Origin of the sequence: Mycobacterium europaeum (genome assembly GCF_002102155.1) — a bacterium.
Classification (GTDB): domain Bacteria; phylum Actinomycetota; class Actinomycetes; order Mycobacteriales; family Mycobacteriaceae; genus Mycobacterium; species Mycobacterium europaeum.
Map to the genome: position 1 here is coordinate 1 of NZ_LQOU01000002.1, position 16,062 is coordinate 16,062.

At 71.2% G+C, this 16,062-nt stretch carries 3 protein-coding genes and 1 riboswitch; all 3 genes read left to right on the forward strand.

Going from position 1 to position 16,062, the window contains the following annotated elements; genetic code table 11:
• Nucleotides 1-13,624, forward strand: a 13,624-nt coding sequence (locus tag AWC03_RS00115) for a non-ribosomal peptide synthetase (RefSeq protein ID WP_142278280.1), incomplete at its 5' end; no start/stop codon positions are given.
• Nucleotides 13,625-13,754: 130 nt separating this feature from the next.
• Nucleotides 13,755-14,336: a carboxymuconolactone decarboxylase family protein gene (locus AWC03_RS00120; protein ID WP_085238679.1), complete on the forward strand. Its 582-nt coding sequence runs from the start codon at nucleotides 13,755-13,757 to the stop codon at nucleotides 14,334-14,336.
• A gap of 32 nt (nucleotides 14,337-14,368) precedes the next feature.
• Entirely contained in the window at nucleotides 14,369-15,493 is a 1,125-nt protein-coding gene (locus AWC03_RS00125) for an NAD(P)H-dependent flavin oxidoreductase (protein ID WP_085238500.1), read from the forward strand.
• 213 nt (nucleotides 15,494-15,706) lie between these two features.
• Nucleotides 15,707-15,876, forward strand: a riboswitch (M-box (ykoK) riboswitch).
• Nucleotides 15,877-16,062 lie beyond the last annotated feature (186 nt).

A 16,062-nucleotide genomic window follows, 5' to 3' on the forward strand; every position in this document is an offset into this window, starting at 1 on the left:
CAAGGCCGGGGCGGCCTACCTGCCCATCGACCCCGCACTGCCGCCAACACGCATCGAATTCATGCTCACCGACGCCATACCGGTCGCCGCCGTCACCACCGCGGGCGTGCGGTCGCGGCTGGACGGGTCGGACATCGCCGTCATCGAATTCGACGACCCCGAACTGGCCACCCAATCCCGCTGCGCGCCAACGCTGCCCGACCCCGAGGACATCGCCTACGTCATCTACACCTCCGGAACCACCGGGGTCCCCAAGGGCGTGGCCGTCACCCACCACAACGTCACCCAGTTGCTGCAGTCAGCCGACGACGAATTGAGGCTCGGGCGGGTGTGGTCGCAATCCCACTCGCTGGCCTTCGACTTCTCGGTGTGGGAGATCTTCGGGGCGCTGCTGCGCGGCGCCCGGCTGGTGATCGTGCCCGACACCGTGGTCCGCTCACCAGAAGAACTGCACGCCACGCTGATTCGCGAACAGGTCGACGTCCTCAGCCACACCCCCTCGGCGGTTGCGGCTTTGCCGCCGCACGGCCTGGACTCGATCGCGACACTGGTGATGGGCGGGGAGGCCTGCCCGCACGAGGTGGTCGACCGGTGGGCGCCCGGGCGGGTGATGGTCAACCAGTACGGTCCGACCGAGACCACGATGTACGTGGCCATGACCGCGCCGCTGACCGCGGGAACCGGAGCACCGCCGATCGGGTCACCGGTGCCCGGCGCGGCGTTGTTCGTGCTGGACACCTGGCTGCGGCCGGTCCCGGTCGGTGTGGTCGGTGAGTTGTACGTGGCCGGACGGGGCGTCGCGTGCGGGTATGTCGGCCGGTCGGCGTTGACCTCTTCGCGTTTCGTGGCCTGCCCCTTCGGAGCGGCCGGGCAACGGATGTACCGCACCGGGGACCTGGTGCGCTGGGGAGCCGACGGACAGCTGCAGTACCTGGGGCGGGCCGACGACCAGGTCAAGATCCGCGGCTACCGCATCGAGCTCGGCGAAATCCGCACGGCCCTAGCCGGTTTGGCGGGCGCCGGACAGACGGCGGTGGTCGTCCGCGAGGACCGCCCCGGCGACAAGCGCCTCGTTGCCTACACCACCGGCACCGCCGCACCCGCCGACATCCGAAGCCGGCTCGCCGACCGGCTGCCCGCCTACATGGTCCCCGCCGCCGTCGTCGCGGTGGACGCGATCCCGTTGACGGTCAACGGCAAACTGGACACTCGCGCCCTGCCCGCACCCGACTACCACAGCGCCGAGCAGTACCGCGCCCCCGGCGACGCCGTCGAGGAGATCCTGGCCGGCATCTACGCCCAGGTGCTCGGTGTCGAGCGAGTGGGGATCGACGACTCCTTCTTCGACCTGGGCGGGGACAGCATCTTGTCGATGCAGGTGGTGGCCCGCGCGCGGGCGGCCGGTGTTCTGTTCCGCCCGCGTGACATCTTTGTCGAACAGACGGTGGCGCGGCTGGCCCGGGTGGCCGGCGTGGCCGCCGACGAGGACGTGGCCGACGATGGCACCGGCCCGGTGGTCGCGACACCGATCATGCACTGGCTGCAGCGGATTGACGGTCCGGTCGATCAGTTCAACCAGACGGTGGTGGTGCGGGCGCCCGCGGGCGTCACCCAGGACGACGTGGTGGTGCTGCTGCAGGCCCTGATCGACCGGCACCCCATGCTGCGGCTGTGCGTGGACGACGATGGCGCCGGCGGCTGGTCGCTGCGTGCGCCCGAGCCCGGCGCGGTTGACGCTCGCAGCTGCCTGCACGTCGTCGACGCGTTGTCCGAAGAGGCGGTGGTGGCCGCGCGATCGCGATTGGACCCGGCCGCGGGGGTGATGCTGCGCGCGGTCTGGGCGGAGCCCACCGGGCGGTTGGCGTTGATCGTCCACCACCTGGCCGTCGACGGGGTGTCGTGGCGAATCCTGTTGGAAGACGTCAACATCGCCTGGGCACAGCAGCGCACCGGGCAACCGGTGGCGCTGCCGCCCGGCGGGACGTCGTTCGCCCGCTGGTCGGCGATGCTGGCCGAGTACGCCCGGCGCCCCGAGGTCGTCGACCGGGCCGGCGCCTGGCGCGAAGTGGCGAGCGCCCCGGCCCCGCTGCCGGCGGTACGCCCGGGCGTCGACACGTACGAGACGGCCGAACAGTTGTCGGTGTCGCTGGACGCCGACACCACGCGCATGTTGTTGGGGGCAGTGCCGGCGGCGTTTCACGCCGGTGTCCAGGATATTTTGGTGGTCGCCCTCGGGTTGGCGATCAACGAATTCCTGGGCACCGGCGCGCCGCCTTATATCGACGTCGAGGCCCACGGCCGGCACGAAGACGTCGGCCCGCGCGTCGACCTGTCCCGCACCGTGGGCTGGTTCACCGCCAAATACCCGGTCGCGCTTCGGCTCGGCGCGCCGCACTGGCCGAAGGTCAAAGCGGGCGACCCCGAGCTGGGCGCGCTGATCAAGGACGCCAAGGAGCAGCTGCGTGCCCTGCCGGACGGGCTGACCTACGGGCTCTTGCGTTATCTCAATCCCGACGTCGGCCTGGACGATTCGGACCCGGTGATCGGATTCAACTACCTGGGACGGCTCGCGGGGACGGCCGAGCTGTCCGACGACTTGTGGCGCCTCGATCAGGACAGCCTGTCGTTGACCGCCGCGGCGGCGGCGCTGCCGATGCCGCTGGGGCACCCGCTGGAACTCAACGCCGGCGCCACGGACACGGCGAACGGGCCACGCCTGCAGGCGAATTGGACCTGGGCGCCCTCGGCGCTGACCCGCGAACAGGTCGGCGGGCTCAGCCGGCTGTGGTGCGAAGCGCTGGCCGGCATCTGCGCGCACGTGCGCAACGGCGGGGGCGGCCTGACCCCGTCGGACATCGCCCCCGCCCGGCTGAGCCAGCAGCAGATCGACGCGCTGTGCCGGCAACAGCCTGTCGCCGACGTGTTGCCGCTGACCCCGCTGCAGCGGGGACTGCTCTTCCACGCCGGCACCGGACGAGACCCCGGCGACGACGTGTACGCGGTGCAGCTCGACATCACGGTGTGCGGCCCGCTCGACCCCCAGCGCCTGCGCGAGGCGGTCCGCACCGTGCTCATCCGGCACCCCAACCTGATGGCCCGGTTCTGCGAAGCGTTCGAGGAGCCGGTGCAGATCATCCCCGCCGAGCCCGCCGTGGCGTGGCGCTACCTCCAGCTCGACGCCGACGACCCCGACCCGGACGAGCGGGTCGCGCAGCTGTGCGCAGCCGAACGGGCCGCGGTGTGCGACCTGGCCGCCCGCCGGGCGTTCCGGACCGCGTTGGTCCGCACCGCGAAAGACCGGCACCGCTTCGTGTTGACCGTCCACCACGTCGTGATGGACGGATGGTCGCTGCCGATCGTGCTCCAGGAGATCTTCGCCGGCTATTACCGAGAGCGGTTGCCGGCGGCGGCGCCGTACCGCAGCTACCTCACCTGGCTGGCCGACCGCGACCTGGCGGCCGCGCGAGCGGCGTGGCGCCGGGTGCTCGACGGCTTCGACACCCCGACGTTGGTCCGCCCCTCGGGCCGGGCGGGCCGGCGGGGCGTCGCCACCTTCGCAGTGCCGGCCGAAACCACGCGGGCCCTCGGCGGGCTGGCCCGCGCGTCGCACACCACCGTCAGCACCGTCCTGCAGGCCGCCTGGGCGCAGCTGCTGGCGTGGCTGACCGGCCAGGACGACGTGGTCTTCGGTGCCGTGGTCTCCGGCCGCCCCGCCGAGCTGCCCGGCGCCGAATCGATGGTGGGCTTGCTGATCAACACGGTCCCGGTGCGGGCCACGATCACCGCGGCGCAAACGGCCGCCGGTCTCCTCGACCAGTTGCGCCGCGCCCACAACCAGACGCTCGACCACGAGCACCTGGCGCTGCCCGAAATCCACCGCGCCACCGGCCACGACCAGTTGTTCGACACCCTGTTCGTGTACGAGAACTACCCGATCGACACCGCCGCGCTGGCCGGCGCCCACGAACTCACCGTCACCGAATTCACCAGCCGCGAGTTCAACCACTATCCGCTCTCGGTGCAGGCCGTGCCGGGCGACGAGCTGGGCCTGCGCGTCGAATTCGACACCGACGTCTTCGACGCGGCCGGCATCGAGACCCTGATCGCACGGTTCCGCCGGGTGTTGGTCGCGATGACCGCCGACCCCGACCGCCCGTTGTCGGCGATCGACGGCCTCGATGAGGCGGAGCACTCTCGCCTGGTCGCATGGGGCAACCGGGCGGCGCTCGCCGAGCCGGTGACCGGGCCGTCGATTCCGGAGCTGTTCGCCGCGCAGGTGGCCCGCGCCCCGGAGGCGGTGGCGCTGAGCTTCGAAGGCCGTTCCATGACGTATCGGGAGCTGGACGAGGCCGCGAACCGCGTGGCCCGCCTGCTCGCTGCCCACGGTGCCGCACCCGGAACCTTTGTGGCGCTGCTCTTTTCGCGGTCCGCCGATGCCGTCGTCGCGATCCTGGCGGCACTCAAGACGGGGGCCGCCTACCTGCCGATCGATCCCGGCCTGCCGGCGGCGCGGATCGGGTTCATGATCGCCGACGCCGCGCCGATCGTCGCCGTCACCACCGCCGACCTGCGTGGGCGGCTCGACGGCTCCGGCGTGCCGGTCATCGACGTGCACCACCTACCGGTGGACACCGGCCCCGCCGCGGACTTGACCGCGCCGGCCCCCGACGACATCGCCTACCTCATCTACACATCCGGCACCACGGGCGTCCCCAAGGGCGTCGCGGTCACGCACCACAACGTCACCCAGCTGATGACGTCGCTGCATGCGCCGCTGCCGGCCCCGGGCGTCTGGTCGCACTCGCATTCACTGGCCTTCGACGTCTCCGTCCAGGAGATCTTCGGCGCGCTGCTGGGCGGCGGGCGCCTCGTCGTGGTGCCCGAATCGGTGGTCCGCGCACCGGAAGAACTGCGCGCCTTGCTGATTCGTGAACGCGTCAGCGTCCTGAGTCAGACCCCGTCCGAGGCCGGCACCCTGTCGACCGAGGGCCTGGATGCCGTGGCCCTGGTGATCGGCGGTGAACCGTGCCCGCCCGAGCTGGTCGATCGGTGGGCGCCGGGCCGGGTGATGGTCAACGCCTACGGCCCCACCGAAACCACCGTGGACGCGGCGCTCAGCGCGCCGCTGACCGCGGGGGCCGGAGCGCCCATCGGATCGCCGGTGTCCGGCGCCGCGTTCGTGGTGTTGGACCGGTCGCTGCGGCCGGTGCCGGCCGGGGTGGTCGGGGAGTTGTATGTGGCCGGCCGCGGTGTGGCGTGCGGTTATCTGGGCCGGTCCGGCTTGACGGCGTCGCGGTTCGTGGCCTGCCCGTTCGGTGGGACAGGGACCCGCATGTACCGCACCGGCGACCTGGTGCGCTGGGGCGCCGACGGGCGGCTGCGGTACCTGCGGCGCGCCGACGATCAGGTCAAGATCCGCGGGCATCGCATCGAACTCGGCGAGATACGCGCCGCGCTGACCGCTTTCGAGGGCGTGCAGCAGGCGGCGGTGATCGCCCGCGAGGGCAGGCTGGTCGGCTACGTCACCGGAACCGTCGACCCGGCCGCGATCCGTACCGCGCTCGCCGAACGGTTGCCGGCCTACATGGTGCCCGCCGCGGTCGTCGTCTTGGACGCAATCCCGTTGACGCTCAACGGCAAACTCGACAAACGGGCGCTGCCGGCCCCGGAGTACCACGACGCCGAGTCCTACCGCGCCCCGGCGACGCCGATCGAGGGGATCCTCGCCGAGATCTACGCGCGCGTGCTGGGCTTGGCCCGGGTGGGGGTCGAGGAGTCGTTCTTCGACCTGGGCGGTGATTCGCTGGCGGCCATGCGCCTGATCGCCGCCGCCAACGCGGCCTTGGACACCCACCTGTCGGTGCGTGCGGTGTTCGAGGCGCCCACCGTTCGCCGACTGGCGCCGCTGGTGGGACCGGGCGGAGACGGACCGGCGCGCGTGGTGGCCGGCGCGCGGCCCGCGGTGCTGCCCCTGTCCTTCGCGCAATCCCGGCTGTGGTTCATCGAACAGCTGCACGGGCCGTCGCCGCTCTACAACATGGCGGCGGCACTGCGGCTGCGCGGCCAACTGGACCGCGCCGCGTTGGGCGCGGCGCTGGCCGATGTGCTGGCCCGCCACGAAAGCCTGCGCACGGTGTTCGTCGCGGCCGAGGGCACGCCGCACCAGGTGGTGCTGCCGCCGGAGCGCGCCGACGCCGACTGGGACGTGGTCGACGCCACCGAATGGTCCGCGGCGCGGCTGGCGGAGGCCGTCCAGGCGAGCGCGGGGCGCCCATTCGACCTGGCCACCGAGATTCCCTTGCGGGCAACGCTGTTCACGATCGCCGAGGACGAACACGTCCTGGTGGCCGTCGTGCACCACATCGCCGCCGATGGCTGGTCGCTCACCCCGCTGGTGCGCGACCTCGGCGGGGCCTACGCCGGCCGGTGCGCGGGCCGGGCGCCGGGGTGGGCGCCGCTGGCGGTGCAATACGCCGACTACACCCTGTGGCAGCGCGGCCGGCTCGGCGATCTGGACGACCCGGACAGCCCGATCGCCGGGCAGCTGCGCTACTGGCAGGACGCGTTGGCCGGGATGCCCGAGCGCCTCGAGTTGCCCACCGACCGGCCGTATCCGGTGGTCGCCGATCACCGCGGCGCCAGGGTGGACGTCGAGTGGCCCGCCGAGCTGCAGGACCGGGTGCGCGAGCTGGCGCGGGCGCACAACGCGACCAGTTTCATGGTGATCCAGGCCGCCCTGGCCGTGTTGCTCGCCAAGCTCACCGCGAGTTCCGATGTGGCCGTGGGCTTTCCGATCGCCGGGCGTCGCGATCCCGCGCTCGATGACGTGGTCGGCTTCTTCGTCAACACCGTGGTGTTGCGGGTCGAACTGGCCGGGGACCCGTGTATCGCCGAACTTCTGGCCCAGGTGCGCCGGCGCAGCCTGGCCGCCTACGAGCATCAGGACGTGCCCTTCGAGGTCCTCGTCGAACGGCTCAACCCCACCCGCAGCCTCGGGTACCACCCGCTGGTTCAGGTGATGCTGGCCTGGCAGAACACCGAGCCCGCCGACCTGGCGTTGGGCGATCTGCAGGTCACCGCGCTGCCGGTGGACACCCGCACGGCCCGCACCGATCTGTTGTTCTCGCTGGCCGAGCGCTGGACCGGTGACGGACGGCCCGCCGGGATCGGCGGGGCGGTGGAGTTCCGCACCGACGTCTTCGACACCGCCACCGTCGCAACGCTTGTCGCGCGGCTCCAGCGGGTGGTGGCGGCCATGACCGCCGACCCCGCCCGCCGGTTGTCGTCCATCGATGTGCTCGACGAGGCGGAGCACGCCCGCCTCGAGGTCATCGGCAACCACGCCGCGCTGAGCCGGCCCGAGCCGGCGGGCAGGTCGATCCCGGAAACGTTCGCCACCCAGGTGGAGCGCGCGCCGGACGCGGTGGCCATCACCTGCGGTGGCCGTTGCCTGACCTACCGGGAGGTCGACGACAAGGCGAATCGCCTGGCGCACCGGCTCCTCCAGCTCGGCGCGGGTCCGGGGGAGCGGGTCGCGCTGCTGATGCCCCGCTCGGCCGAGGCCGTCGTGGCGATCCTGGCGGTGCTGAAGACCGGGGCGGCGTACGTGCCGGTCGATCCGGGGCTGCCGGCCGCGCGGGTCGGCTTCGTCCTCGACGACGCCGCACCCGCCGCCGTGCTCACCACGGCCGGACTGCGGCCGCGCCTCGACGGCTGCGGCCTGCCCGTCGTCGACGCCCACGACGACGACGCCGCCCACCCCGCCGCGGCGCCACCGGCCCCGGCGCCCGACGACATCGCCTACGTCATCTACACGTCCGGCACCACCGGGACCCCCAAAGGCGTGGCGGTCACCCACCGCAACGTCATCCGGCTGCTGGAGTCCCTGGACGCCGAGTTGGAGCTGGGAACGGTGTGGACGCTGTGCCACTCCCTGGCCTTCGACTTCTCCGTGTGGGAGATGTTCGGCGCGCTGCTGCACGGGGGCCGCCTGGTGGTGGTGCCAGACTCCGTGGTCCGCTCACCGGACGACCTGCACGCCTTGCTGGTTCACGAACAGGTCAGCGTCCTCAGCCAGACGCCGTCGGCGTTCTACGCGCTGCAAACCGCCGATGCGCTGACGCCAGACCTCGGCCAACAACTCAAGCTGCAGACGCTGGTGTTCGGCGGCGAGGCGCTCGAAGCCGCGCGGCTGGCCACGTGGCTGGACAGCCATCCGGGACGGCCACGCATCATCAACATGTACGGAACCACCGAGACCACGGTGCACGCCTCGCTCCGCGAGATCGTCGTCGGTGACGTCGACGGCGACGCCAGCCCGATCGGAATTCCCCTGGCGCACCTCGCCTTCTTCGTGCTGGACGCCTGGTTGCGGCCGGTGCCGGCGGGGGTGGTCGGCGAGCTGTACGTGGCCGGCCGGGGGTTGGCGTGTGGCTACCTCGGACGGCCGGGCCTGACGGCGTCGCGGTTCGTGCCGTGCCCCTCGGGCGCGCCCGGGCTGCGCATGTACCGCACCGGCGACGTGGTGCGGTGGGGCGCCGACGGGCAGCTGCAATACCTCGGCCGCGCCGACGATCAGGTCAAGATCCGCGGCTATCGCATCGAGCTCGGCGAAATCCGTTCGGCGCTAACCGGTTTGGACGGGGTGCGGCAGGCCACGGTGATCGCCCGCGAGGACCGTCCCGGAGACAGGCGGCTGGTGGGGTATGTGACCGGGCGGGCTGACCCGGCCGGCATCCGTGCTGCGCTCGCCGAGCGACTGCCCGCCTACATGGTGCCCGCCGCCATCGTCGTCGTGGACGCGATCCCGTTGACCGTCAACGGCAAACTCGACACCCGGGCCCTGCCGGCGCCCGACTACGGCGACACCGGCCGCTACCGCGCCCCCGCCACCCCCACCGAGGAGATCCTGGCCGGCATCTACGCCCAGATCCTGGGCCTCGACCGGGTCGGCGTCGACGACTCGTTCTTCGATCTGGGCGGCGATTCGCTGGCGGCGATGCGCCTGATCGCGGCCGTCAACACCGGCCTCAACGCCCACCTGGGGGTGCGGTCGCTGTTCGAGGCGCCCACCATTCACCGGTTGGCATCGCGCCTCGGCAAGGACGGCACGGGCCGCACCCCGTTGGTGGCGATCGAGCGGCCCGCGGTGATCCCGTTGTCCTTCGCCCAATCCCGATTGTGGTTCCTCGACCAGTTGCAGGGGCCCTCGGCGGTGTACAACATGGCGGCGGCGCTGCGGCTGGACGGGCGCCTGGATGCGGACGCGTTCCGAGCCGCACTGGACGACGTGGTGGCCCGCCACGAAAGCCTGCGCACGGTCTTCGTCGCCGCCGAGGGGACACCGCTACAGGTCGTGAAGACACCAGAGGAGGCCGACGTCGGATGCGATGTGGTCGACGCCACCGGCTGGCCGCAGGACCGGTTGGCCGAGGCCGTCGAGGCGGTCGCCCACTACGCGTTCGACCTGAGAACTGAAATCCCTTTGCGGGCCTGGCTTTTCCGCACCGACGCGGAAGAGCACGTGCTGGTGACGGTGTTGCACCACATCGCCGCCGACGGCCTGTCGCTCACGCCGCTGGTGCGCGATCTCGGCGTGGCCTACGCCGGCCGGTGCGCGGGCAAAGCACCGAACTGGGCGCCGCCGGCCGTGCAGTACGCCGACTACGCGCTGTGGCAACGTTCCCATCTCGGCGACCCGGCCGACCCGGACAGTCCCATCGCCGGGCAGTTGCGGTTCTGGGAGCACACGCTGGCCGGGATGCCGGAGAGGCTGGCGCTGCCCACCGAGCGGCCCTATCCGCTGGTGGCCGATCACCGCGGGTCGACCGTGGGGGTGCGATGGTCGGCCGAGTTGCAGCAACGGGTGCGCGAGGCGGCGCGGGCGCACAACGCGACCAGTTTCATGGTCATCCAGGCGGCGCTGGCGGTGCTGTTGTCGACGCTGAGCGGAAGCAGCGAGGTCGCCGTCGGCTTCCCGATCGCCGGGCGCCGCGACCCGTGCCTCGACGACGTGGTGGGTTTCTTCGTCAACACCCTCGTGCTGCGGACGGATCTCGGCGGGGACCCGACCGTCGCGCAACTGCTGGCACAGGTCCGCGGGCGCAGCCTGGCCGCCTACGAACACCAGGACGTCCCCTTCGAGGTGCTGGTCGAGCGGCTGCACCCGACCCGCAGCCTGAGCCATCACCCGCTGGTGCAGGTGATGCTGGCCTGGCAGAACAACGACCAGACCGAGCTGAGTCTGGGTGACCTGCACGTCGCCCCGCTCCCGGTGGACAGCCACACCGCCCGCATGGACCTGACGTTCTCACTGGCCGAGCACTTCGACGGCACCGGTGAGCCCGCCGGGATCGGTGGGCAGGTCGAGTTCCGCACCGACGTGTTCGACGCGGGCACCATCGAAAAGCTGGTCCAACGCCTGCACCAGGTGGTGCTGGCCATCACCGCCGACCCCGGACGTCCGTTGTCGTCGATCGACGTGCTCGATGACGACGAGCGCGCCCGCCTCGACGAGTGGGGCAACCGCGCGGTCTCCAGCCGCCCGGTGACCTGGCCGTCGATCCTGGAGGTGTTCGCCACGCACGTCGCCCGCGCCCCGGAGGCGGTGGCCGTCAGCTGCGGGGACCGCTCGATGACCTACCGGGAGCTCGACCTGGCCGCAAACCGGTTGGCGCACTTGCTCGTTGACCGCGGGGCCGGACCGGGCGAATGCGTGGCACTGCTCGCGGACCGCTCGGCCGAGGCCGTAGTGGCGATCCTGGCGGTGCTCAAGACCGGGGCGGCCTACCTGCCGATCGACCCGGGGCTGCCCGAGGCGCGGATCGACTTCCTGCTCGCCGACGCCGCACCGGTCGCCGCGCTGACGACCGCCGGTCTGCGGGCGCGGCTGGACGGTTTCGAACGCCCGGTCGTCGACGTCGACGATCCCGCCCTGCCCGCCCAGCCCGGCGGCGCGCCGCCGGCGGCGCCGGCGGCCGACGACCTCGCCTACATCATCTACACGTCCGGGACCACCGGGACTCCGAAAGGCGTTGCAGTCACGCACCGTAACGTCACGCAGTTGTTCGCCCCGCTCGACGCGCCCCTGCCGGCGGGCGGGGTGTGGTCGCAGAGCCATTCGCTGGTCTTCGACGTGTCGGTCTGGGAGATCTTCGGGGCGCTGTTGCACGGCGGGCGGGTGCTGGTGGTGCCCGACGCCACGGCCCGCTCCCCGCAAGACCTGCACGCCCTGCTGACCGCCGAAAACGTCGGCGTGCTCACCCAGACGCCGTCGGAGGCGGGAATGCTGTCTCCCGAGGGTCTGGACTCGGCCGCCTTGGTGGTGGCCGGCGAGGCCTGTCCGGAAGAAGTGGTGGACCGGTGGGCGCCGGGGCGGACCATGCTCAACGTCTATGGCCCCACCGAGACCACGATGTGTGTGGCGATCAGCGCGCCGCTGGTGCCCGAGTCGGGAACCCCGCCCATCGGTTCACCCGTGCCGGGGGCCGCGCTGTTCGTGCTCGACGGGCGGCTGCGGCCGGCGCCGACCGGCGTGATCGGTGAGCTCTATGTGACCGGGGCGGGCCTGACGTACGGATACGTGCGCCGAGGCGGTCTGACCGCGTCGCGGTTCGTCGCGTGCCCGTTCGGGGTGCCCGGACAGCGCATGTATCGCACCGGGGATCTGGTCTGCTGGGGCGCCGACGGGCAACTGAAGTACGTGGGCCGCGCCGACGACCAGGTCAAAATCCGTGGGCACCGCGTCGAACTCGGGGAGGTCCGCGCCGCCCTGGCCGCCCTGGACGGCGTCGGGCAGGCGGCGGTGATCGCCCGCGAAGACCGTCCCGGCGACAGGCGGCTGGTGGGATACGTGACCGGGCCCGCCGACCCGGCCGGGCTGCGCGCGGCGCTGGCCGACCGGCTACCCGCCTACCTGGTCCCCGCCGCGGTGGTGGCGGTCGACGCGCTGCCGTTGACGGTCAACGGCAAACTCGACACCCGGGCGTTGCCCGCCCCGCAATACACCGATCGTGACCGCTACCGGCCGCCGGCCACACCGATCGAGGAGACTCTGGCCGACATCTATGCCCAGGTCCTGGGCGTGGAGCGGGTGGGCGTCGAGGAGTCGTTCTTCGACCTCGGCGGCGATTCACTGTCGGCCATGCGCCTGATTGCGGCGATCCACACCACCCTGGGCATCCAGCTGCCCGTGCGCGCAGTCTTCGACGCCCCGTCGGTGCGCAGCCTGAGCCAGCAATTGGACCGGCACGCACAGGATTTCGGGGCCGAACGCACGCCCGGCCCCGGCTTCGCGTCGGTGCACGGTCGCGACGCCACCGAGATCTACGCGAGTGATCTGAAGCTGGAGAAGTTCATCGATGCCGCGACGCTGGGGACCGCGCCGGCGTTGCCGGGGCCGAGTTCGCAGGTGCGCACGGTGTTGTTGACCGGGGCGACCGGTTTCCTGGGGCGTTATCTGGTGTTGCAGTGGCTCGAGCAGCTGGAGTTGGTGGACGGCAGGCTGATCTGTCTGGTGCGGGCGGGCTCGGACGAGGAGGCCCGTCAGCGGCTGGAGAAGACCTTCGACAGCGGTGATCCGAAGTTGTTGCGGTATTTCCAGGATCTGGCCGCCGATCACTTGGAGGTGATCGCGGGGGACAAGGGCGCGGCGAATCTTGGCCTGGACGAGCGGACGTGGCAGCGGTTGGCCGACACTGTCGACCTGATCGTGGACTCGGCGGCTCTGGTCAACGGTGTGTTGCCCTACAGCGAGCTGTTCGGGCCGAACGTCGCGGGCACCGCCGAGCTGATCCGGGTGGCGTTGACCACCAAACTCAAGCCCTACACGTACGTTTCGACCGCCAACGTCGGGGACGGGGTGGAGCCGGCGGCGTTCACCGAGGACGCCGACATCCGGGTCATCAGCCCCACCCGGACCCTCGACGGCGGGTATTCCAACGGCTACGGCAACAGCAAGTGGGCCGGCGAGGTGCTGCTGCGCGAGGCGCACGACCTGTGCGGCCTGCCGGTCTCGGTGTTCCGCTGCGACCTTCTGCTGGCCGGTGTCAGCTATGCGGGGCAGCTCAACCTGTCGGACGTGTTCACCCGGATGGTGTTGAGCCTGGCGGCGACCGGTGTGGCGCCGCGCTCGTTCTACCAGCTGGACGCCGAGGGCAATCGACAGCGTGCGCATTTCGATGCGCTGCCGGTGGAGTTCGTCGCCGAGGCGGTTACCACGCTGGGTGCCCAGGTGATGGACGGGTTCGAGACCTATCACGTGATGAACCCGCACGACGACGGTGTCGGCATCGACGAGTACGTGGACTGGCTGATCGAGGCGGGCTATCCGATCGAACGGATCGACGACTTCGGCGAGTGGCTGCAGCGGTTCGAGGCCGCCCTGCGCGAACTGCCGGAACAGCAGCGCCAGCACTCGGTGTTCCCGCTGTTGCAGTCGGCCGGCACCGAGCTGGTCGAGCCCGGTGCGCCGGCGCGCGGGTCGCTCGCCCCGACCGACCGGTTCCGCGCCGCGGTGCAGGAAGCCAAGATCGGCGCCGACGGCGACGATCCGGACATCCCGCACGTCACGGCGCCGGTGATCGTCAAGTACGTCACCGACCTGCAACTGCTCGGCCTGCTGTAAAGCACTGAGCGGCAGCAGGTTTCACGCGGACCGAACGCAATGCCCGGCATTTCGGCCACGTCGGCGCAAACCCTGACTACCATGACCGGTGATCGTGACGGTGTCCCGCCAGCACACGAAAGCGCTCACCATGACAACAGCCCGCGTGCCGAAATTGCCGCTCGACGAGGCCACCGCCGCCGCCGACGAGGCGGCGGTGCCCAACTACATGGCCGAACTGAGCATCTTTCAGGTGCTGCTCAACCACCCGCCGCTGGCGCGCGCGATCAACGATCTGCTCGCCACCATGCTCTGGCACGGTGCCCTCGACCCGCGGCTGCGCGAGTTGGTGATCATGCGGATCGGCTGGCTCACGGCATGCGACTACGAGTGGACGCAGCACTGGCGGGTCGCGTCGCGGCTGGGCGTCGCGCCCGAGGATCTGCTCGGCGTGCGTGACTGGCAAACGTACGCCGGATTCGGCGCCGTGGAGCGCGCCGTGCTGGCCGCCACCGACGACGTGGTCCGCGACGGCGCGGTGAGCGACGCCAGCTGGGCGGCCTGCGAGCGTGAATTGGGCGGTGAACCAACGGTTCTCATCGAGCTCGTCACCGCGATCGGTGCGTGGCGGATGGTCGCGTCGCTGCTGCACAGCCTGCGGGTCCCGCTCGAAGAGGGCGTGTCCAGCTGGCCGCCGGACGGCCGGTCGCCCGCGCCGGCCATCGTCGATTGACATATCGATCGATGGCTCTTTAGCGTCGGGCAATGCGTACCAGAGTCGCCGAAATGCTCGGCGTCGAGTTTCCCATCTGCGCGTTCAGCCACTGCCGCGACGTGGTGGCCGCGGTGACCAATGCGGGCGGGTTCGGCATCCTCGGCGCGGTGGCGCACAGTCCCCAGCGGCTGCAGAACGAGCTGACCTGGATCGAGGAGCAGACGGGCGGCAAACCGTTCGGGGTGGACCTGCTGCTGCCGCCCAAGTACGTCGGGTCGGACGAGGGCGGCATCGACGCCAAGCAGGCGCGGGCGCTGCTGCCCGAGGAGCACCGCGCGTTCGTCGACGACATCCTCGCCCGCTACGGGATCACCGCGCCGGCCCAGGAGGCGCGCGCCTCCGCCGGCGGCCTGAACATCTCGCCCAAGGGCTACCAGCCGCTGCTGGACGTGGCGTTCGAGCACGACATCCGGCTGATCGCCAGCGCGCTCGGCCCGCCGCCGGCGGACCTCGTCGAACACGCCCACGACCGCGGCGTGCTGGTGGCCGCCTTGGCCGGCACCACACGCCACGCGCAACGGCACGCCGCCGCCGGCGTTGACCTGATCGTGGCCCAGGGCACCGAGGCCGGCGGCCACACCGGCGAGGTCGCCACCATGGTCCTGGTCCCCGAGGTCGTCGACGCCGTGGCGCCGGTGCCCGTTCTCGCCGCGGGCGGCATCGCCCGCGGCCGCCAGATCGCGGCCGCCCTGGCCCTGGGCGCCGAAGGCGTGTGGTGCGGGTCGGTGTGGCTGACCACCGAAGAAGCCGAGACGCCGCCGGTGGTCAAGGACAAGTTCCTGGCCGCCACCTCCTCGGACACGGTGCGCTCGCGCTCGATGACGGGCAAGCCGGCGCGGATGCTGCGCACGGCCTGGACCGACGAATGGGACCGGCCGGACAAGCCCGACCCGCTCGGCATGCCCCTGCAGACCGCGCTGGTCACCGAGCCGCAGGTGCGCATCAATTCCGCGGCCGCGCACCCCGGGGCCAAGGCGCGCGAGCTGGCCACCTACTTCGTCGGCCAGGTGGTGGGCTCGCTCGACCGCGTTCGCCCTACGCGAACGGTGGTGCTCGACATGGTCGAGGAGTTCATCGACACCGTCGGGCGGCTCGACGGACTCGTCGAGAGCTGATCGGCGGTCAAGGGCGGCCGTTCACCGGCTTTTCACAGCGGCCCGGCAAACACGAGGTGAACAAGCGGCACCGCCTCGGGGTTGGCTATCCGCCCAGCTCATGGCCGCAACCTGACCGAACCCTGTGTGCTCGCCCCGGAAAGCCGTAAAGATCGGGAAACGCGGCGGCGCGGAGTTTGACCCCGTCGGACCCGTCGTGCATTATCGGTCGCGTAAGCACCTCGTTAGGTGAGGCGTCTACACGAATACAGGCCACTGACCCCGAACGTCGAAAGACGCCCCGGGTCAGGACAGCTCCTCCCGGCTTAAGGGTTGAGCCCAGGTGGCTTCCGGAGTACCGGACACGTCGTGTGGTGCCGAAGCTCTGACGAGAGGGGTGCGGATCGCCGGCGAGTGCCGGATTTCTGCTCCTCATGCTGCGCGCAAAAATCGCGTGCGGATCACCGCATGCGTCGTGACCGCGAGGAGGTGAGGGACACATGAGTTCCAGCGACAGTCCGGATCGAAGTCCGAACTCCGTCTCGTCCCGAGCCGATCTCCGGCACGACGTTCTCGGTTGAGTCGTCGCA